The organism is Mesocryomonas lacus (assembly GCF_055730135.2).
Genome location: NZ_JBUZWE020000007.1, coordinates 153,727 through 173,325, shown reverse-complemented (window position 1 = coordinate 173,325; position 19,599 = coordinate 153,727). Strand labels below are relative to the sequence as shown.

The following is a 19,599-nucleotide window of genomic DNA, read 5'->3' as shown; positions in this document are numbered from 1 at the left end:
GGCCTCACAGCACGAGCGCCTTGCGCCGGACCTCGAACAGCATGACGCCGGTGGCGATGGCAAGGTTCAGGCTGTCGGCGCGGCCGGCCTGGGGGATGCGCAGAAGGACGTCACAGGATTTGGCCAGTGGCTCCGACAGGCCCGCCTGCTCGTTGCCCATCAGCAGCAGCGTCGCCTTCGCGGCATAGTCGGGCGTGCGGTAGTCGGTGGTGCCGGCCATGTGGGTGCCGGCGACAAGGCCGCGGAATTTCGTGCGCCAACCGAGGAACTGGCCCTCGCTCGCCCGGACGATCGGCACGGCGAAGATCGAGCCCATGGTGGCACGCACGGTCTCCAGCGAGAACGGGTCGACGCAGTCGCCGATCAGCACCACGCCCTTCGCCCCGACCGCATCCGCCGTGCGCAGGATGGTGCCGAGATTGCCGGGATCGCGCACGCGGTCGAGCGCCACGACGACGCCGTCGCGGCCGATGTCGAGCGCGTCGAGGCCGACGGTCTTCTGCTTGAAGACGCCGATGGCGCTCTGCGGGTTGTCGCGCCTTGTGATGACGCCCAGCACCTTTTCCGAGGCCTCCACCACGTCGGCGCCGAGCGCCACGGTCCGGGCGGCGGTCTTGGTCAAGAGCGGGTTGTGCAGTTGGGATTTCGCCACCACCAGCGTCTCGATCTTCCAGCCGGCGTCGAGCGCGTCGATGACGAGCTTCAGCCCCTCCGCGATGAACAGGCCGGTCTCCTCGCGGTGCTTCTTCAGCCCGAGCGCGCGGATGTCCTTGATGATCGGGTTGGAGACGCTGGAAAGGTCTTTGACCCGGCCGGGCGCCGAGAGGTCGGGCCGGCGCGGCGCGCGTTCGGGCGTGTCGTCATTATGGTCGGACATCAGGGGATCCAGCGCGAAAAGAGCGAGGTGGAGAGGCTGCGCGGCTCGTCGCCGGCCTCGCGGATGATCAGCTCGCCGGATTCGATCGTGCCGCCCTTGCCGCGCAGCGTCTGCGCCATCAGCGCCGAGAGCGAGTAGAAGGACGAGCGGATGGAATAGGCGGTGAGGATCAGGCCGAGCGGGCGCTCGGACAGGAGATCGCGCGACAGGTCGAGGAGATAGGGCAGGTCGTCGAAGATCTGCCAGACCTCGCCTTTCGGCCCGCGGCCGAACTTCGGCGGGTCGAGGAGCACGATGTCGTAGCGGCTGCCGCGCTTCACTTCGCGCTCGGCATAGCGCACGGCATCCTCGCAGATCCAGCGGATCGGCTTGTCGGAGAGGCCGGCGAGTTCCTGGTTCTCGCGCGCCCAGAGGATCGCCTTCTTGGAGGCGTCGACATGCGTCACCTCGGCGCCGGCCCGGGCGGCGAGCAGCGAGGCAAGGCCGGTATAGCCGAACATGTTGAGCACCCGCACCGGGCGCCTGGCCGCCTCGATCGCCGCCGTGACATAGGCCCAGTGGCCGGCCTGCTCAGGAAACACGCCGGTGTGGCGGAACGAGGTGAAGCGGCCGAGATAGGACAGACTCTTGTGCTGCAGCGGCCAGGTCTCACCGAGCGGCGTCTTCGGGAAGCGCCAGCGGCCAATGCCTTCCTCGTCGGTATCGCCGGTGAAGACGGCGTCGGCCGCCTCCCATTCGGCATCCGGAAGCCGGCGCTGCCAGATCGCCTGGTTCTCCGGCCGGCGGACGACGACGGGGCCGTAGCGCTCGAGCTTCTCGCCGGCCCCGGAGTCGAGGAGGGCGTAGTCGCCGTCCGGCTCGACGGTGAGGATCACCGGCAGCCGCTCGGCAGGACGTGGCCCGGCATGCTGGCGCAGCGGCGGCCGGTCGGCATTGGCGACGCGCGCGACCGCTGGCTCTGGCGCCGGCTCGGCAGGCGCCGAGACGGCTGCGGGCGTTTCGCGCCGGCGGGTTTCACGCGGCCGGAACGGCGGCGGTTCTTTGCGGGGACGGCGCGGTCCGCTCAACGGGGCATTTCCTTGCGGCTGACAATCGGCATGGGCTCCTCTATCTCTTTGGCTGCCGCTTGGCAAAACGCCGGCGTGCGGCAGGGCAAGCCGAACCGGGGTCGACCGACCCCATGACGGACAGATGCCCTCGCCTCTCAAAGATGAAACGGCCTTCCTGCATCCTCTTGGATGCCGGGCGCTCTGGCCGGCAGCAGTCCTTTTTCCGCAGCGAGGAAGGCGGCAGAAGGGACGAGGATATGGATCTCACCGGCGAATTTCGCCTGCCCGCCCCGCGGGATGCCGTCTGGACGGCGCTGAACGACCCTTTGGTGCTCGGCGCCTGCATTCCCGGCTGCGAGCGGCTGGAAATGACCTCGCCCGGCCGGATGGAGACGACGGTCTCGTTCCGGATCGGGCCGATCCGGCTGCGGCTGAACGGCGTCATCCGGCTCGAAAACGTCGAGGCGCCCTCGCGCTACACGATCATCGGCGAGGGCAAGGGCGGCATGGCGGGGTTCGCCAAGGGCAGCGCCGACGTCCGGCTCGAGGCGGACGGGCATGAGACCGTCGTGCACTATGCCGTGCTCGACACCGAAATTTCCGGACGGATCGCCCAGTTCGGCGGCCGGCTGATCGAATCGACCATCAACAAGCTCGCCACGCGCTTCTTCGACGCCTTCGCCGCCCACCTCGCGGCAGGCGCGCAGTCGACACCAGGGGTCTCGAAGCCAGCAGGCTCGTAGGTCAGGGACGGATGAGGAGCGGCAAGTCGCCAAGCGGTTGGCCGCGAGCGCAGCACCTCCTCAGCATTCAACCAAACAAGATCACCAGCAGACCTCCCGCGCGTCAGCGCCCATATGAGCGCTGTCGCAAAAGCCGGACTGCGTCAGATCAGGCGGCGCGGGGCGCGACGAGGGCAGTCGACGTCGGAACCGAGTCTTCGCGCAGCAGGCGCAGGCGCTCGTTGGCGTCATCCGCCTCGCGGCGAAGCCGTGCGACCTCCGCTTTGCGGACGGCCGCGTTGCGGCGATAGTGCGCCTGGGTCAGCCAGGTGCCGATGCCGCCAAGGATAACCCCGACGATCACCGCGCCCATCAGGATGATGAACAGCGGCAGACCGAAAGTGAACTGCGGCATGGTGCCGAGCGGATCGAGCGAGATGGTGACCACCTCGCGGTTCGACACGCAGAACACGACCAGGAGGATCGCCAGCGGCACCAGGATCACGAAGGACAGAATTCTGGAGATCATCATGCATCCCTGCGCTTGTCGTCCTGGGTTCACCGGACGTGGTCTTGCCAGAGCATCGATATGGCAGTCCGGCGCGCATGGTCAATCGCGCCGTGTCGATGGCGGCTTGCGGCGCTCGTCCGGCGGACCGGTCCGAGAGCCGCCGGGGCGGGTCAGCCGCCGTCGTTCAGGCGCTCGCGCAGCTCCTTGCCGGCCTTGAAGAACGGCACCCATTTCTCCTCGACGTCGACCGACTCGCCGGTGCGCGGGTTGCGGCCGGAGCGCGGCGGGCGGTTCTTCACCGAGAAGGCGCCGAAGCCGCGCAGCTCGACGCGGTTGCTCTCGCAGAGCGCGTCGGTGATCTCGTCAAAGATGGCGTTGACGATGGTCTCGACGTCACGCTGGTAGAGATGCGGGTTTCGGCTCGCGATGATCTGCACGAGTTCGGACTTGATCACGGACTGCTCCAGTGTCTTTGGGTCGAAAGGGGCGGATCGTCCGCCGACGGGAATTTCCAGAAATACCCATGCTGCCCGAGAAAGGGCCTGACGTCGGCGGCTCCGGCAAATGCCGGCCTGCGGTGCGTGACCTCTAACCCGACCTTAACGGCAGCGGGATGGCGAGATCAATATGCCAGATCGCTCTTCGGCTGCGGAACGGCCGGCTTACCGCCCGCCGAAGCCGGCGCCGGGCGCCCAGAGCGAGACAAGGCCGCTGATCTGGCCGGTGCCCCGCGCCAGCGCCTGCGGCAAGGTCTCGGCCGCCGGATCGAGGCCGAGGGTGGCAAAGGCGAAGGCGCGCGCCTGCGCAAAGGGCGACCAGCCGAAGCCCTCGTCCTTGGCCGGCTCGCGGTCGACGATGTCGAGGCCCTTGGCGACTTTCCGGTCGTTCTCCAGCCAGGAACGCACTTCGTCCTCGCCGCCCAGCGCGTCGACGAGGTGGTTGGCGAGCCCTTGCCGGCCGGTGAACACCGACCCGTCGGCCAGCCGCAGCGCTTCGGCCGCGTCGATCGGGCGGCGCTCGCCGACCAAAGTGACGAACCACTGATAGGTGTCCATCACCAAACGGCGGATCATCTCCTGCGATTCGGGGCTCGCCGGCGCGAAAGGCGATGGCTCGGCCTTCATCGGCGAGGACTTGATCGCCCGGACGTCGACGCCGACGTTTCCAAGGAGGACCGAGGCGTCGACATACTGGAACAGGACGCCAATCGAGCCGACGATCGAGGTGTCGTGTGCGACGATGTGGTCGGAGGCCGCGGCGACCATGTAGCCGGCGGAGGCGGCCAGCGTCCCGACCTCGGCGGCGAGCGGCTTGACCTCGGCGATCGCGCGGGCGGCGCGGTAGAGCGTCTCGCCGCCGACCGTCGTGCCGCCGGGGCTGTCGATCTGCAGGATCACCGCCTTGACCGAGGCGTCGTCCTTCAGATCCTTCAGGAGGTCGAGCAGCTTCTCGTCCTCGGTGATCAGGCCCTCGATCTTCACCCGTGCGATCTGGTCGCCGACGCCGAGCGGGCCATCGGCGGACCGCAGCGCCAGCGGGATGCCGACCACCGCCGCGGCGAGGAAGAGCACCGCCAGCACGCGCCAGAAGCCGAGCTTGCGCCGTAGGCGTCGCCGGTCGATCAGGTCCTGTGCAGAGGCCAAGTCACGTCCACCATCATGATTTGCTAACCCTTGTTCGATAGACTTTCGCTGGGGACTTGCCAAGCGCGACAAAAACGCGGGCGGGGCCCCCTCTCTTTAACGGGACGCAAAAATCCCATATTGCTGACATACCGGCTGGCTCTTTCGGGAGCGGTCACGAAGACCTTCGTTCGCCGCCCGCCCCGGCGCCTGGCCTGGCGATCGGGCCCCATCGTGATGCAGCATCAGGCAGAAAGCGCAGGACAAGCGGTTTGACGGCGAGCACAGGACACATGGATCGGGCCGTGCCGACGGCTGCCTTCGGCGGCCAGCACGACCATGTCCGCTCGGAGCGCGAGTTTGCCCGTGCCCGGCGTCACTCGCGCCTCGTCCGGCTGCTGAAAATCGGCTTGCCGATGCTTGCCGTGATCATCGTGGTCGGCGGCGGTCTCGTCACCTTCTTCGCGCGCAGCCTGCCGGACGACGTCTCGATCTCCTCCGCCAGCCTCGACAACGGCCGCATCGTCATGGAGGACCCGCGGATGACGGGCTTCGACAAGGCCGGCCGGCCCTATTCGATGGTCGCCCAGCGCGCCATCCAGTCGCTCGACGGCGGCGGCGTCGATCTCGAGACGATCAAGGCGAATGTCGGCGTGCGCGCCGATACCACGGCCGACATCGTCGCCACGCGCGGCCATTTCGATCAGAAGGCGCAGAAGCTGAACCTCTTCGACGCCATCACCGTCGACACCACCGATGGCATGTCGATCCGGCTGAAGGATGCCGAGATCGACCTCGCCGCGGGCAACATGGTCGGCAAGGGTCCCGTGGCGATCGACATGCCCAACCAGACGATCAACGCCGGCTCCCTCACCGTCAAGAACGGCGGCAAGCTCCTGAGCTTTGGCGACGGCGTGAAGATGACCATGCTGCCCTCCGCCGCAGACGCTCCGACCGACGCGAGTGCTGCGTCCGACACCGCCCGCCCCGCCCCATCCGAAAGCTCCGCGCCATGACACGCCCGCTTCTTCCCTTCGCCCGCCATCTCGTCCTGGCCGGCCTGTTCTGCGCAGCCGCACCGGCTTTCGCCCAGGCGCCCGGCACCTTCAACGGCCTCAACGTTCAAGGCGACCAGCCGATCGCGATCGAGTCCGACCAGCTCGACGTCGACGACGCCAAGGCGCTTGCGACCTTCAGTGGCAACGTCTCGGTGTCGCAGGGCGAGACGCTGATCAAGACGGCGAAGCTCCTGGTCTACTACATCAAGGCGCCGGCGGCCGATGCGAAGGCCCCCGCGGACGCGCCGAAGCCGAAGCTTGCGGCCTCCAAGGGCGCGCTGCCGGGCGGCAACAACCAGATCGACCGGATCGAGGCGAGCGGCAAGGTCTACATCAAGTCGACCGACCAGGTGGCGACGGCCGAGACCGCCAATTTCGACATGAAGACGCAGCTCGCTATCCTGACGGGCAACGTGGTGCTGTCGCAAGGCGAGAACGTCGCCCGGGGGCCCAAGCTCACCATCCACATGGACACCGGCATCGCCCAGTTCAGCGGCGGCGGCAAGAGCGGTGGCCGCATCAAGATGCTGATGGCGCCCGACCAGAAGCCCGCCGGCCAGTAGGCCGCGCTGCTGGCGGCCCGCAAGGGCCGCCGTTCCAGCGCCTTGCGAGGGGCCGCTTACCGCAACAGGACGCCCGCCGGTTGCGCATTGCCCGCGCCGCGCGGGCCGAACCCAATCCAGTGGGCCTAGCCATATGACCGATACCCCGATGCACCGCGACACCCGCGCCCCGGCCCCCGGCCCGCAGCGGATCATCGGCGCCGCGCCCGGCTCGCGCGATGCGCTGATGGGGGACGCCGCGCGCACCGATACGGCCGGCACGCTGGTGGCGAGCGGCATCACCAAGTCCTATCGCGGGCGCCGCGTCGTCGACAATGTCGACGTCTTCGTGCGCCGCGGCGAGGCCGTCGGCCTCCTCGGCCCGAACGGCGCCGGCAAGACGACGTGCTTCTACATGATCACCGGCCTGGTGCCGGTCGATGGCGGCCGGATCGAGCTCGACGGGCACGACATCACGCAGATCCCGATGTACCGCCGGGCGCGCCTCGGCATCGGCTACCTCCCGCAGGAGGCCTCGATCTTTCGCGGCCTGTCGGTCGAGGACAACATCCGCGCCGTGCTGGAAGTGGTCGAGAAGGACAAGTCGGCCCGCGAGGACCAGCTGACCGCCTTGCTTGAGGAGTTCCACATCGAGCACCTGCGCAAGTCCCCGGCGACGGCGCTTTCCGGCGGCGAGCGTCGGCGCTGCGAGATCGCCCGGGCACTCGCCTCACGGCCGACCTTCATGCTGCTCGACGAGCCCTTCGCGGGTGTCGATCCGATCGCCGTCTCCGACATCCAGGACCTTGTGCGCCACCTCACCCAGCGCGGCATCGGCGTCCTCATCACCGACCACAACGTCCGCGAGACGCTCGGCCTCATCGACCGCGCCTACATCATGCATGCCGGCGCCGTCCTGACGCATGGTGACCCGCAGGAAATCGTCGACAATGTCGACGTCCGGCGCTTCTATCTCGGCGACCAGTTTACCTTCTGACCCGGCAGTCTTGACCGAGCGGCAGTTTCGCTCGGCGAAAGCCGGGGGCGCATTGACAAGCAAGATGCGGACCAGCTTTGATGCCGGTCGGCCCGGACGGGGTTTTTGTCCGGCCATCCTGTCCGGGATGTGTTCGCAAGGCGTGTTCGATGCTCTCCGCTAAGCTCCAGATGCGTCAAAGCCAGAGCCTGGTGATGACCCCTCAACTGCTGCAGTCGATCCGGCTGCTGCAGTTCTCGCACCGCGAGCTGCAAACCTTCATCGACCAGGAAATGGAGAAGAACCCGCTGCTCGCGACCGACGCCGGCGCCGATTCCGGCAGCGCGGAGGGAAACGAGGGCGCTGCGGAGGCAGGCGTTCCTGCCGAGGCCAGCAGCGGCGAGACCGCTCTGTCCGGCGCGCGCGAGGACGGCGACGCCTATGACGACGGCTTCGACGCGGTCGAGCCCGCCGCCGGCACGCCGGCGGACGAGCGCAGCCCGCTGCAGCCGAGCGGCCATGACGGTGCCGGCGGCGGTGGCGGCTCGGGCGCCTCGTTCATCGAGGCGCTGGCCGAGGCGAGGCCCTCGCTCTACGCCCACGCCTTGCAGGAGATCCAGGAGGCGATCCGCGATCCGCTGGAGCGCAAGATCGCCGAGAGCCTGATCGAGCAGCTCGACGAGGTCGGCTATCTCCGCCTCGATGTCGGGCAGACCGCCGAAACGCTTGGCATCGAGCCGGCCCGGCTGGCCGACATTATCGCCCGGCTGCAGCGCGAGGCGGAGCCGGCCGGACTGTTCGCGCTGGACCTTTCCGATTGCCTCGCCATCCAGCTGCGCCGGCAGGACCGTCTCGACCCGGTGATGGAAAGCGTCCTCGCGCATCTCGACCTCCTCGGCCGCCGCGACTTTGCCGCGCTCCGCCGGATCACCGGCGAGGACGAGAGCGGCTTGATGGACATCCTGGCGGAGATCCGCCGGCTGGACCCCAAGCCCGGCCAGGGATTCGAGGCCTCGGCGGTGGACGTCGTCGTGCCCGACGTCGTGGTCGAGGCGGCGTCCGACGGCAGCTGGCGGATCGAGCTGAACCCGGACGCGCTGCCGAAGGTCCTCGTCCAGTCCGACTATGTCCAGCGCATCGCCACCGGGCGGCTCGACAAGGCGGAGCAGACCTTCATCTCGGACTGCCACGCCTCCGCCAACTGGCTGGTCCGCTCGCTCGACCAGCGCGCCCGCACCATCCTGAAGGTCGCGAGCGAGATCGTCCGCCGCCAGGACGGCTTCCTGATGGAAGGCATTACCGGGCTGAAGCCGCTGACGCTGATGAGCGTCGCCGAGGCCGTCGGCATGCATGAATCGACAATCAGCCGGGTCACCGCCAACAAGTACATGGCGACGCCCCGCGGCACGTTCGAACTGAAATTCTTCTTCACCGTGGCGATCGCCTCCTCCTCCGGCGGCGACGCGCATTCGGCCGAGAGCGTCAAGCACCGCATCAAGACCATGGTCGGCGCCGAGGGGCCGGGCTCGGTGCTCTCCGACGACGATATCGCCGAGAAACTGAAGCGCGAAGGCGTGGATCTGGCACGGCGCACGGTCGCAAAATATCGGGAAGGGCTGGGTATTCCGTCCTCGATACAACGCCGCCGAGAATTTAACGCCCGGCGGCTCGCGTCCTGACCGCCCGTCAAGCATCTGATCGCGTTCGTTCTTCTGAATGCAGAGGAGAAGACGGCCGGAACCGAGCCCGATCACGCGATGTGTCAGGGGATCGCAGAGCCGTGCTTCGCGTTGACAGAAGGTTCGATCGTTCTTAGAAGGCCGACCCTAAAACCGTCGGTCGGACCCATGGCGATCGAGAAGGCCGCGCCGGCCGGATTGGCGCGGGCCCTTCGCGAAAAGATCCGGCCAGAACCAGCTGGCCGGTGTATCAAGGGGACGGATCCACTTCGTGTCGAAGCGGGATCGATTGTCCGGAGGAGCTAGCAATATGAGTGTTCGGGTATCCGGCAAACATATGGACGTGGGCGAAGCGTTTCGCACACGGATCGAGGACAAGCTCGGCCAGCTGGTCGGGAAATATTACGACGGCAATTTCAGCGCCACGGTCGTGGTGTCGAAGGACGGGCCGCGGTTTTCCAGCGACTGCAGCCTTCACCTCGATACCGGCGTGATCTTCCAGGCCGCCGGCGAGGCGCATGATCCGGAGGTCGCCTTCGCCGATTCCGCCGAACGCATCGAGAAGCGCCTGCGCCGCTACAAGCGCCGCCTGAAGGACCATTATGCCGGCGGCAACGGCCAGCAGCGCGACGTCGCCTACACCGTCATGCAGGCGCCCTTGCCGGAGGAAGACGACATCGACGAGGTGCCGGAGGACTACGCACCGGCGATCGTCGCCGAGACCTCGCTGCAGGTCCGCTACATGTCGGTGGCGAGCGCGGTGATGGAACTCGACCGGCGGGACAGCCCGGTGGTGGTGTTCCGCAATGCCGGCAGCGGCGAGGTGAACATCGTCTACCGCCGCGCCGACGGCAATTTCGGCTGGGTCGACCCCTCGACCTACAAGACCGAGGCGTAAAGCCTCGGGCATGGCTCCGCGTTCATGGTGACGCGAGCCATGCCCGTCCGACGATGTGCTGCGGGGACCGCCTATCCGGTCTCACCGGCAGCCCGCCTCAGATACGGATTTCCAGCCTCATGACGTCGCATTCCCCTGCCAAGATCATCGCGATGGACCTCGGCGACCTCATTGTGCCGGAGGCGATCCTGCCGGCGCTGAAGGCCACTTCCAAGAAGCAGGTGCTGCAGGAACTGTCCGAGCGCGCCGCCGAGCAGACGGGCCTGTCCGAGCGCGAGATCTTCGAGACCGTGCTGCAGCGCGAGCGTCTGGGCTCGACAGGGGTCGGCAATGGCATCGCTATCCCGCACGGCAAACTGTCCAACCTGACGCGGCTGGTTGGCGTCTTCGGCCGGCTCAGCCGCCCGATCGAGTTCGATGCGCTCGACGACCAGCCGGTCGATCTCGTCTTCCTGTTGCTGGCGCCCGAAGGCGCCGGCGCCGATCATCTGAAGGCGCTGTCGAAGATCGCCCGGCTCCTGCGCAACCCGGAAACCGTCGCCCGGCTGCGCTCGTCCCGCGATTCCGAGACGATCTATTCGCTGATGACCGAGTCACGGTCCCCGCACGCCGCCTGACATCGATTTCTGGCCCATCCCGCGATCCTCCATCACGGTACAAAAAAGGGTGGCTTTCGCCACCCTCTCTACTCTCGAATATTGACTACAGCGGCAACCCACGTCGCCTAATTGCTGAGCTGCCTCATACGCCGCTTAGTGGATGCTGACGGTGGTCAGAGAGTTGTCCGAAGCGCTGGCGAGAATGCTGCCGCGGTCATCGGAAACCGCGAGCGGCGTACCGTCAGCACCGAACAAGGCCCAAAGGCTGATGCCAGGCGCGATCGACTGCGCGGACGGGAATTTGGCGCGGATGTCGTCCGACGACATGCGGCGGAGGTAAGCGACGTGGCCTTCGCCGATGGCGGCGAGATCGGTCTCGGAAATGGTCGACGGCATGGTGTTCGTCATATTATCGTCTCCTGAAAGGCAAACGTAGCGCGGTCATAATCGATCCACCGGACCGGTCTTCACGCGGTGACATTAATCTCGATGCGCTTTACGATGCGCTCCGGTTCGGGTCTTGCGAGATCGATCAGCAGCAGGCCGTTCTTCAGCGTTGCCCCGATAATCTTCATCCCGTCGGCGAACAGGAAGTTCTTCTGGAACTGTCTCGCGGCAATCCCCCGGTGGAGATAGTCGCGGTCCTTCTCGTCGCCCTGTCGGCCGCGAATGGTCAGCTGGTTCTCCTCCGTGGTCACCTCGAGATCCTCCGGACGGAAGCCGGCGACCGCCAGCGTGATCCGCAGGAAATGCGACCCGGTCGGGCCGTCCTCGCCCTCCTCGCCAATGCGCTCGATGTTGTAGGGAGGATAGCCTTCCCCGCCTTTCCCGATGCGCTCGAGGGTTCGCTCGACGGTATCGAAGCCCAGCAGAAAGGGACTGGAAAACGGTGTCATCCGGCTCATCAAGCCAAGTCCTTGTGAAAGCGACTTTGGATGGAGACCCAAGGGAAGCGGCGTCTCCGGCACTGTTCACCTCATATGGCGTCGGCTTTCTCCGAGTTCAATCAGGTCGCGGCCTCGAATCCCCGCCTCCTTATGCTCCGCCTCATCGGTAAAGAAACCGTCTCCCTTTACTGCAAGACCGACACCAGGCGCTGTACCGTCAGGATGCGGTGCCGTTTTCGCGGAAGTTCAGGACGACGCCGTTGATGCAGTGGCGCTTGCCGGTCGGGGCGGGGCCGTCGTCGAAGACATGGCCGAGATGGCCGCCGCAGGTGGCGCAATGCTCCTCGGTGCGGGGATAGACCAGCTTGTAGTCCGTGGTATTGCCGACATTGCCGGCGATCGCCGCATAGAAGCTCGGCCAGCCGGTGCCGGAGTCAAACTTGGTGTCGGAGGTGTAGACCGGCGTGTCGCAGCCGGCGCAGCTGTAGGTGCCTTGCTTCTCGTTGTGGTTCAGCTGGCTGGAGAAGGGCCGCTCGGTGCCTTCCTGGCGCAGCACGGTGTACTGGTCGGGCGTCAGCTTCTTGCGCCATTCCTCGTCGGTCAGCTTGAAGCGAAAATCACCCTCGGCGCTTTCTGCGGGCCGGCCGAAACCGAAAAGCGCGACGCCGCTGAGAAGGGTCACGGAAAGCGCTGCGCTGGTCTGAAGAAACTGCCGACGCTGCATGGCGCCCTCCAAATATAGAGTGATGGTTTCCCATTATGTAGCCGCTGGGCGCGCTGGCACCAGAGCCGAGTCCCGTGCCCGGACCGCAAGCACGCGGACGTGTTGAGCGCGTGCATTCGTTCACGGCGAACAGACGGGGGATTGGTGCGCGGTGGGCAAGGCGGATGGTTTTTGGGTCCGGAGCCTACGTCAGTCGTCGACGCGGCCACGGCCCTTCTTGACGTCGGCGCGCACGCGCTTGCCGGTCAGCCGCCGCTCGACCGAGCCCTTCGACGGCCGCGTCTTCTTGCGCGGCGGCGGCGGCGGGACGAGCGCTTCCTGGATCAAGGCGATCAGGCGGTCGCGCGCGTCCTGGCGGTTGCGCTCCTGGGTGCGGTGGCGCGAGGCCTCGATCAGGATCTCGCCGGCCTTCGTCGTGCGGCTGCCGGCCAGCTTCATCAGCCGCACCGCCACCTCGTCGGACAGCACCCGGGCGCCGCGCGCGTCGAAGCGCAACTGCACGGCGGTCGCGACCTTGTTGACGTTCTGCCCGCCGGGGCCGCTCGAGCGGATGAAGCTTTCCTCGAGAAAGGCGCCGGGGATCAGCAGCCGGGCATTGACGCGCAGCCCGTCCTCTTCCTCGCTCATCGCCGTTTCTCCCTAAGGCCCCGCTGCGGCCCGCTGCGGCCCCGCCCCATGTGCCCGCGGCGCCTGCGCCTGGCAAGCGCCAGGCCGGAAAACAAAAAGGCCCGCGACCGCCGCTCTCCCGAACGGTGATCGCGGGCCTGCCCTCCCAGAGCAGGGGGTGGCGCGCCTATTCGGCGGCGAGCGCCGAGATCGGCGAGGCCTCGAGCACGTCGCTGCCGACATGCGCCTCGAACTTCCCGAAATTGGCGCGGAACATCTCGACGAGCTTGGCGGCCTGCCGGTCGTAGGCGGCCTTGTCGGCCCAGGTCGAGCGCGGGTCGAGAATGCCGGCGTCGACGCCCTCGACGGCCACCGGCACCTGGAAGCCGAAGGAGGGGTCGGTACGGAACTCGGCATCCTTCAACGAGCCATCGAGCGCGGCGGCGAGCAGCGCCCGCGTGACCTTGATCGGCATGCGGTTGCCGGTGCCGTAGGCGCCGCCGGTCCAGCCGGTGTTGACCAGCCAGCAGTCGACGCCATGCTTGCCGATGAGGTCGCGCAGGAGGTTGCCGTATTCCGACGGGTGACGCGGCATGAAGGGCGCGCCGAAGCAGGTCGAGAACGTCGCTTCCGGCTCGGTGACGCCCTTCTCGGTACCGGCGACCTTCGCGGTATAGCCGGACAGGAAGTGGTACATCGCCTCGGCGGAGGTCAGCTTGGCGATCGGCGGCAGCACGCCGAAGGCATCCGCCGTCAGCATGATGATGTTCTTCGGATGGCCCGCCCGGCCGCTCTCGCTGGCGTTCGGAATGAAGTGCAAGGGATAGGCGGCGCGGGTGTTCTCGGTCAGCGACTTGTCGTCGAAATCGGGCACGCGGTCGGCGTCGAGCACGACGTTCTCCAGCACCGTGCCGAACTTGCGCGTCGTCGCAAAGATCTCCGGCTCCGCCTCGGCCGAGAGCTTGATCGTCTTGGCGTAGCAGCCGCCCTCGAAGTTGAAGACCCCATGCTCGCCCCAGCCATGCTCGTCATCGCCGATTAGCGTGCGCTTCGGATCGGCCGAGAGCGTCGTCTTGCCGGTGCCGGACAGGCCGAAGAACACCGCGACGTCGTCGCCCTCGCCGGAATTGGCCGAGCAGTGCATCGGCATCACGCCCTTGGCGGGGAGGAGATAGTTGAGGACGGTGAACACCGACTTCTTCATCTCGCCGCCATAGGAGGTGCCGCCGATCAGGATGATCTTGCGGGTCAGGTCGCAGGCGATGATCGTCTCGGTCCGCGCGCCGTGCCGCTCGGGGTCGGCGCGGAAGGACGGCAGGTCGATGATCGTCAGCTCGGGATCGAAGCTCTGCAGCGCCTCGCGCGTCGGGCGGATCAGGAGGTTGCGGATGAACAAGGCGTGCCAGGCATATTCCGTCACGACGCGGGTCGAGATCGCATAGTCGGGGTCGGCGCCGCCGACGAGATCCTGCACGAAGAGGTCGCGGCCCTTGGCATGCGCCTTGAAGTCGTCGTAGAGGCGCTCGAAGGCCTCGGGCTCCATCGGCTTGTTGTTATCCCACCAGATCACCGGATCGGTGTGTTCGTCGCGGACGACGAACTTGTCCTTGGCGGACCGGCCGGTGTGCTGGCCGGTGGTGACCACCAGCGCGCCATGGGCGGTGAACTCGCCTTCGCCGCGACGGATCGCGGTCTCGGTCAGCTCGACCTCCGTCAGATTCCACCGCACCGAGGCGAGGTCGGTCAGTCCCGTGGTGTCCAGCCCTTTGGCGCGGTTGCGCAGCCCGATCTCGTCCATGCCGTCACTCCTTCGTCTGCGCTCCCCGCCCCGGCAGGTCACGATCAAGTGCTCCAGTCAATACTGCGCTGCATCATGTTGAGCAAGCCGCCTTTCTCTGATTGTCCAATGAACTCAGAGTATTAATCGATTTAATGTTGGGCCGCCAAAATCTAATCGGTTCATTGACTGCCGTGCCGGCAATGTTCTCTTGCCTGACCGTGGAAGCTACGGAGTTGAGCGGTCGACGGCACCTTTTGCTCTTTCCGGCATTTGAGTGGGGAAGCGGCCCGGCAGGGAGGCTGCCCGCAAGGGCCAGCAGCCGGCCAGGACGCCGCCGGCATTTTTACAGAGTGAAAAAGGATCCGATATGACCACGAACACCACCGACGCTTTCTGGGACATGGTCGACGACTTCGATACCTGCATGGTCGTCACCCGCAATGGCGGCCAGCTCCGGGCGCGCCCGATGGCGCCGCGGGTCTCGCAAGAGCGCCGTGAGATCCTCTTCCTGACCGACCGCGAGTCGCACAAGGTCGAGGAGATCGAGGCCGACAACGGCGTGGCGCTGACCTTCTCGAAGCATGGCAAGTATGTCTCGGTCTCCGGCACCGCGCGCATCTCCTCCGACCGCGCACTGGTGGAGAAGATCTGGGACTCCGAGGCCGAGGCCTGGATGCCGCAGGGCAAGGAGGATCCGAGCGTCGTGGTACTGGTGATCGACCCCGACCAGGCCGAACTCTGGGACGTGAAGGCCAGCAAGGTCGAGCAGGCCTGGGAGTTCGCGAAAGCCTATCTCGGCTCGAAGGACCGGCCGGACACCACCGAGTACAAGAAGGTCGACCTCTAAACCCGGACCTGCGCGCCTGCGCACATATTCTGCGGCGGCTCCCCGGAGCCGCCGTTTGTCGTTTTAAGCCGTGCCACTTCCCGCCGGAAAGCCGCTTTCGACGGCTGAAAGCCCCAGAAACTGGCAATTTCAGCCGGCCGCCACATTTAAGAGCGAATGATGTCGCGTGAAGGCAAGTCGGCCGCCGCGGCAACAGCCCCTGGGCTAGCGCGGGGTGACCAAGGTTTGTTTCCGCTGCGGCCTGGCCGCGCGCTTTTGCCGTCGCGGACCATCGGCCCGCCGGCACACGACGACGAGGAGAGTTTTTCGATGCCGACAATCGCTCTGGTGGACGACGACAGGAACATCCTGACGTCCGTGTCGATCGCCCTGGAGAACGAGGGATACCGCGTCGAGACCTATACCGACGGCGCCTCAGCGCTGGAGGGGCTTACCTCGCGCCCGCCCAACCTTGCGATCTTCGATATCAAGATGCCGCGCATGGACGGCATGGAGCTGCTCCGCCGCCTGCGCATGAAGTCCGACTTGCCGGTGATCTTCCTGACCTCGAAGGACGAGGAGATCGACGAGCTCTTCGGGCTGAAAATGGGCGCCGACGACTACATCCGCAAACCCTTCTCCCAGCGCCTTCTGGTCGAGCGGGTGCGGGCGATCCTGCGCCGCGGCGTGGCGCGCGAGACCGCCAAGACCGGCCCGGTGCCGGAGGCCTCGCTGGAGCGCGGCCAGCTGGTCATGGACCAGGAGCGGCACACCTCGACCTGGATGGGCCAGCCGGTGACGCTGACCGTCACCGAGTTCCTCATCCTGCATTCGCTCGCCCAGCGCCCGGGCGTGGTCAAGAGCCGCGACGCGCTGATGGACGCGGCCTATGACGAGCAGGTCTATGTCGACGACCGCACCATCGACAGCCACATCAAGCGGCTGCGCAAGAAGTTCAAGGCGATCGACGACGACTTCGACATGATCGAAACGCTCTATGGTGTGGGCTACAGGTTCCGCGAGGTCTGATAGAGCTGGCGTCGGGAATCACCGTGACGGTGGCTCCTTGACGCATGACCGGGGCACGGCGGCGCGGTCGGCGCGAATCGACCCGGCATGGCCTCGACGGCCCCGAACGGATGAGCTGAACTCGAATGGTCGCAGACGCTGAGGGCGATGGCGGAAGCAACAATGCCGGGCGGGACAACGGGGCGACGCGGCGGCGGCGTTTCGGCGCGCTCGGCCGCACGCGGCTGCGCCGGTTGCCGATGGTGCGGCGGGGCCTGACGCGGGCCCGCTGGCTGCTCGGCCACTCCATCTTCTCCTCGCTGACCCGGCGCATCGTCTTCCTCAACCTTGTCGCGCTGATCGTCCAGGTCTCGGGCATCCTCTACCTCAACCAGTTCCGCGCCGGGCTGATCGATGCCCGCGTCGAGAGCCTTTTGACGCAAGGCGAGATCATCGCCAGCGCCATTGCTTCTTCGGCGACGGTCGAGACCAATTCGATCACCCTCGACCCCGAAAAGCTTCTGGAGCTGCAGGCCGGCTCCACCTTGCAGCCGGGGATGGATTCGGCCGACAGCCTCGACTTTCCGATCAACCCGGAGCGTGTCGCGCCGCTCCTGCGCCGGCTGATCTCGCCGACCCGGACCCGCGCCCGTCTCTACGACCGCGACGCCAACCTGATCCTCGATTCGCGCCACCTTTATTCCCGCGGCCAGATCCTGCGCTACGACCTGCCGCCCGTCGCCGACGAGGAGCCGAGCGTGCCCGAGCGAATGGTCAGCTGGCTGCAGGACCTTTTCCAGCGCAGCGACCTGCCGCTCTATTCCGAGACGCCCGGCGGTTCCGGCACGACCTATCCCGAGGTGATGAACGCCCTGACCGGTGGCCCCGCCACCGTCGTCAGGGTCACCGACAAGGGCGAGCTCATCGTCTCCGTCGCCGTGCCGATCCAGCGTTTTCGCGCGGTGCTCGGCGTGCTCCTCCTCTCGACGCAAGGCGGCGACATCGACAAGATCGTCCAGGCCGAGCGCATGGCGATCATCCGCGTCTTCGCCGTCGCCGCCCTTGTCACCGTGGTGCTGTCGATCCTCCTCGCCTCGACCATCGCGACGCCGCTCAGGCGCCTTGCTGCGGCGGCACTCCGCGTCAAGCGCGGCGTCCAGTCGCGCGAGGAGATCCCGGACTTCGGCGACCGCGCCGACGAGGTCGGCAATCTCGCCAGCGCGCTGCGCGACATGACCAATGCGCTCTACAAGCGGATGGACGCGATCGAGAGCTTTGCCGCCGACGTCAGCCACGAGCTGAAGAACCCGCTGACCTCGCTCAGATCGGCGGTCGAGACCTTGCCGCTCGCCCGCAACGAGGTGTCGAAGCAGCGCCTGCTCGCGGTCATCGAGCACGACGTTCGCCGCCTCGACCGGCTGATCACCGACATTTCCGACGCATCCCGCCTCGATGCCGAGCTGGCGCGCGAAGTGGTCGGCCGGGTCGAGCTGTCGAGCCTCATCGGCTCGGTGGTCGACGGCGCCCGCGCCCACACCAAGGAGGGCTGGGACACCCAGATCACCCTCAAGGTGGCGCCGCCGGTGCAGGGACGAGGCTACGCCGTCGCCGGCCACGACCTGCGGCTCGGCCAGGTCTTCACCAACCTCATCGACAATGCCCGCTCCTTCGTGCCGCCCGAGGGGGGCCGCATCCTCGTCTCGATCGAACGGCGCGGCCTGCAGGTCGTCGTCACCATCGAGGACAACGGGCCGGGCATCCAGGCCGAGAAGATCGAGCGGATCTTCGAGCGCTTCTACACCGACCGTCCCTCAAGCGAGGCTTTCGGCCAGAATTCCGGGCTCGGCCTGTCGATCTCGCTGCAGATCGTCGAGGCGCATGGCGGCTCACTCCAGGCGGAGAACATTCCCGACCCCCGCGCCGAAGGCCAGCTCCTCGGCGCCCGCTTCACCGTCCGGCTGCCGGCCGCATGAGCCCGCCGGTCAACCTCCACGCCACCGTCGTCGCCATCTCGGGCCAGGGCATCTTGATCCGCGGCGCATCGCGCAGCGGCAAGTCTTCGCTGGCGCTCTCGCTGCTGCGGCGGGCGGAACTCCTCGGGCGCGAGGCTGCTCTGGTCTCGGACGACCAGGTCTTCATCGAGACCGCCGGCGGCGGGGTGGAAGCGGTCGCGCCACCGTCGATCCGCGGGCTGATCGAGATTTCCGGCGTCGGCATCGTCGAGACCGCATCGATCGAGCGGGTCCGGCTCCACCTTGTCGTCGAGCTCGCGGCACCCGAGGCGATCGAGCGGATGCCGGAAACGAAGACCACCGAGATTGCCGGCATCGCCCTCTGGCGCATCACGCTATCGGCCCGGCAAGCCGCGCTCGGCGCCGACATCCTGCACAGCCTGCTCTGGTGCGCGGGTGGACAGCGCCAGAACAGCATTCCGGGTTAAGGATAGGGCGCTATTCTTCGAGATGCTTGGCTGACCTCCGGTGAATCTTGGGCAGCAAGGCCAGAACCGCCGTTTTTGAGACACAGTCCAGACTGGTTCATGGAGATGTGTGCCGTGCAGCATTGCGAGCCACCCCGTTCCTGGTGCATGGTCACTCGACGTTTTGGCCGGGTCCACGCCGTGTGGCCCGTCACGGAACCGATGCCGGATGGCATCGTCCGTGGATACCGTCGCAAGCAGTGCGGAGTGCGTCCCTTGTTCCCCTTCCCAACCGCGATGGCGCGATGCTGCCGAGTTTGACCTTGCGGGCCGGCACGGCCACAGGCTCCGGCGGTCGCCGCCGCTGTACCACGGAAGCGACCGGCCTGACCGGCGGAGTCGTACCGGCATGATCGGACTGGTACTCGTGACCCATGGGCAGCTCGCCCGGGAGTTCAAGCTGGCGGTCGAACACGTCGTCGGCCCGCAGGAGGCTTTCGAGACCATCTCGATCGGCCCCGAGGACGACATGGAGCAGCGGCGCAACGACATCGTCGAAGCCGTCGCCCGCGCCGACCGCGGCGCCGGCGTGATCATCGTCACCGACATGTTCGGCGGCACGCCCTCGAATCTTGCGATCTCGGTCATGGACGGCACGAATGTCGACGTCCTCGCCGGCATGAACCTGCCGATGCTGATCAAGCTCGCGAGCGTCCGGCAGGACCAGTCGATCACCGACGCCCTGCGCATCGCGCAGGAGGCAGGCCGGAAATACATCAACGTCGCCAGCCGCATTCTCAGCGGCAAATGAGGCCA

Annotated in this window: 22 protein-coding genes; 12 read left to right on the top strand and 10 right to left on the bottom strand. The window is 66.9% G+C overall.

What is annotated here, in order from left to right:
* Positions 1-4 precede the first annotated feature (4 nt).
* Together ACZLZY_RS13145 and ACZLZY_RS13140 are read right to left on the bottom strand one after the other, a co-directional pair.
* Positions 5-877 (bottom strand): TrmH family RNA methyltransferase, encoded by an 873-nt coding sequence (locus ACZLZY_RS13145; RefSeq protein WP_472934368.1) that lies wholly within the window; start codon positions 875-877, stop codon positions 5-7.
* Complete coding sequence (locus tag ACZLZY_RS13140; RefSeq protein ID WP_472934367.1) at positions 877-1,944, bottom strand: RsmD family RNA methyltransferase; 1,068 nt, start codon at positions 1,942-1,944, stop codon at positions 877-879. Before ACZLZY_RS13140 ends, ACZLZY_RS13145 begins: the two co-directional genes overlap by 1 nt.
* A 239-nt stretch (positions 1,945-2,183) precedes the next feature.
* Between ACZLZY_RS13140 and ACZLZY_RS13135 the strand changes: the two genes are divergently transcribed.
* On the top strand, positions 2,184-2,669 hold the full coding sequence (locus ACZLZY_RS13135; RefSeq protein ID WP_472934366.1) for an SRPBCC family protein: 486 nt from the start codon (positions 2,184-2,186) through the stop codon (positions 2,667-2,669).
* Positions 2,670-2,817: 148 nt separating this feature from the next.
* Here the strand turns inward: ACZLZY_RS13135 and ACZLZY_RS13130 are convergent, their stop codons facing one another.
* The 3 genes from ACZLZY_RS13130 to sppA form a co-directional block, all read right to left on the bottom strand.
* A complete protein-coding gene (locus ACZLZY_RS13130; RefSeq protein WP_472934365.1) occupies positions 2,818-3,177 on the bottom strand; it encodes a lipopolysaccharide assembly protein LapA domain-containing protein in 360 nt (119 codons plus the stop codon).
* 152 nt (positions 3,178-3,329) lie between these two features.
* Positions 3,330-3,614 carry an integration host factor subunit beta gene (locus ACZLZY_RS13125; protein ID WP_472934364.1) on the bottom strand — a complete coding sequence of 95 codons (285 nt, stop codon included), beginning with the start codon at positions 3,612-3,614 and terminating at the stop codon, positions 3,330-3,332.
* Positions 3,615-3,821: 207 nt separating this feature from the next.
* Complete coding sequence (gene sppA / locus ACZLZY_RS13120; RefSeq protein ID WP_472934363.1) at positions 3,822-4,802, bottom strand: signal peptide peptidase SppA; 981 nt, start codon at positions 4,800-4,802, stop codon at positions 3,822-3,824.
* Positions 4,803-5,086: 284 nt separating this feature from the next.
* Between sppA and lptC the strand changes: the two genes are divergently transcribed.
* From lptC to ptsN, 6 genes are all read left to right on the top strand, one after another.
* Positions 5,087-5,797, top strand: a complete 711-nt coding sequence (lptC, locus tag ACZLZY_RS13115) for an LPS export ABC transporter periplasmic protein LptC (RefSeq protein WP_472934362.1) — start codon at positions 5,087-5,089, stop codon at positions 5,795-5,797.
* Positions 5,794-6,402, top strand: coding sequence for an LptA/OstA family protein (locus tag ACZLZY_RS13110; RefSeq protein ID WP_472934361.1), 609 nt, complete (start codon positions 5,794-5,796; stop codon positions 6,400-6,402). The genes lptC and ACZLZY_RS13110 overlap by 4 nt, the downstream gene beginning before the upstream one ends.
* A gap of 226 nt (positions 6,403-6,628) precedes the next feature.
* Positions 6,629-7,378, top strand: coding sequence for an LPS export ABC transporter ATP-binding protein (gene lptB / locus ACZLZY_RS13105; protein WP_472934462.1), 750 nt, complete (start codon positions 6,629-6,631; stop codon positions 7,376-7,378).
* A gap of 149 nt (positions 7,379-7,527) precedes the next feature.
* Entirely contained in the window at positions 7,528-9,036 is a 1,509-nt protein-coding gene (gene rpoN, locus ACZLZY_RS13100; protein ID WP_472934360.1) for an RNA polymerase factor sigma-54, read from the top strand.
* 310 nt (positions 9,037-9,346) lie between these two features.
* Positions 9,347-9,934 (top strand): ribosome hibernation-promoting factor, HPF/YfiA family, encoded by a 588-nt coding sequence (gene hpf / locus ACZLZY_RS13095; RefSeq protein WP_472934359.1) that lies wholly within the window; start codon positions 9,347-9,349, stop codon positions 9,932-9,934.
* 152 nt (positions 9,935-10,086) lie between these two features.
* Positions 10,087-10,551 (top strand): PTS IIA-like nitrogen regulatory protein PtsN, encoded by a 465-nt coding sequence (gene ptsN / locus ACZLZY_RS13090; RefSeq protein ID WP_472934461.1) that lies wholly within the window; start codon positions 10,087-10,089, stop codon positions 10,549-10,551.
* A 135-nt stretch (positions 10,552-10,686) separates the two neighbouring features.
* On the opposite strand, the gene ACZLZY_RS13085 is transcribed toward ptsN, so the two are convergent.
* The 5 genes from ACZLZY_RS13085 to ACZLZY_RS13065 form a co-directional block, all read right to left on the bottom strand.
* On the bottom strand, positions 10,687-10,941 hold the full coding sequence (locus ACZLZY_RS13085) for a BQ00720 family protein (RefSeq protein ID WP_472934358.1): 255 nt from the start codon (positions 10,939-10,941) through the stop codon (positions 10,687-10,689).
* Between the two features lie 59 nt (positions 10,942-11,000).
* On the bottom strand, positions 11,001-11,438 hold the full coding sequence (locus tag ACZLZY_RS13080; protein ID WP_472934357.1) for an Hsp20 family protein: 438 nt from the start codon (positions 11,436-11,438) through the stop codon (positions 11,001-11,003).
* A 199-nt stretch (positions 11,439-11,637) separates the two neighbouring features.
* Positions 11,638-12,144 (bottom strand): peptide-methionine (R)-S-oxide reductase MsrB, encoded by a 507-nt coding sequence (gene msrB, locus ACZLZY_RS13075; protein ID WP_472934356.1) that lies wholly within the window; start codon positions 12,142-12,144, stop codon positions 11,638-11,640.
* A 189-nt stretch (positions 12,145-12,333) separates the two neighbouring features.
* A complete protein-coding gene (arfB, locus tag ACZLZY_RS13070; RefSeq protein WP_472934355.1) occupies positions 12,334-12,771 on the bottom strand; it encodes an alternative ribosome rescue aminoacyl-tRNA hydrolase ArfB in 438 nt (145 codons plus the stop codon).
* A gap of 166 nt (positions 12,772-12,937) precedes the next feature.
* Positions 12,938-14,548, bottom strand: a complete 1,611-nt coding sequence (locus tag ACZLZY_RS13065; RefSeq protein WP_472934354.1) for a phosphoenolpyruvate carboxykinase — start codon at positions 14,546-14,548, stop codon at positions 12,938-12,940.
* A 349-nt stretch (positions 14,549-14,897) separates the two neighbouring features.
* Between ACZLZY_RS13065 and ACZLZY_RS13060 the strand changes: the two genes are divergently transcribed.
* The 5 genes from ACZLZY_RS13060 (at position 14,898) to ACZLZY_RS13040 (ending at position 19,594) form a co-directional block, all read left to right on the top strand.
* Positions 14,898-15,377 carry a pyridoxamine 5'-phosphate oxidase family protein gene (locus ACZLZY_RS13060; protein ID WP_472934353.1) on the top strand — a complete coding sequence of 160 codons (480 nt, stop codon included), beginning with the start codon at positions 14,898-14,900 and terminating at the stop codon, positions 15,375-15,377.
* A 309-nt stretch (positions 15,378-15,686) separates the two neighbouring features.
* Positions 15,687-16,385 carry a response regulator gene (locus tag ACZLZY_RS13055; protein WP_472934352.1) on the top strand — a complete coding sequence of 233 codons (699 nt, stop codon included), beginning with the start codon at positions 15,687-15,689 and terminating at the stop codon, positions 16,383-16,385.
* 239 nt (positions 16,386-16,624) lie between these two features.
* Complete coding sequence (locus ACZLZY_RS13050) at positions 16,625-18,337, top strand: sensor histidine kinase (RefSeq protein ID WP_472934460.1); 1,713 nt, start codon at positions 16,625-16,627, stop codon at positions 18,335-18,337.
* Positions 18,334-18,804 (top strand): HPr kinase/phosphorylase, encoded by a 471-nt coding sequence (locus ACZLZY_RS13045; RefSeq protein WP_472934351.1) that lies wholly within the window; start codon positions 18,334-18,336, stop codon positions 18,802-18,804. The genes ACZLZY_RS13050 and ACZLZY_RS13045 overlap by 4 nt, the downstream gene beginning before the upstream one ends.
* Positions 18,805-19,192: 388 nt before the next feature.
* Positions 19,193-19,594, top strand: a complete 402-nt coding sequence (locus tag ACZLZY_RS13040; RefSeq protein WP_472934350.1) for a PTS sugar transporter subunit IIA — start codon at positions 19,193-19,195, stop codon at positions 19,592-19,594.
* Positions 19,595-19,599 lie beyond the last annotated feature (5 nt).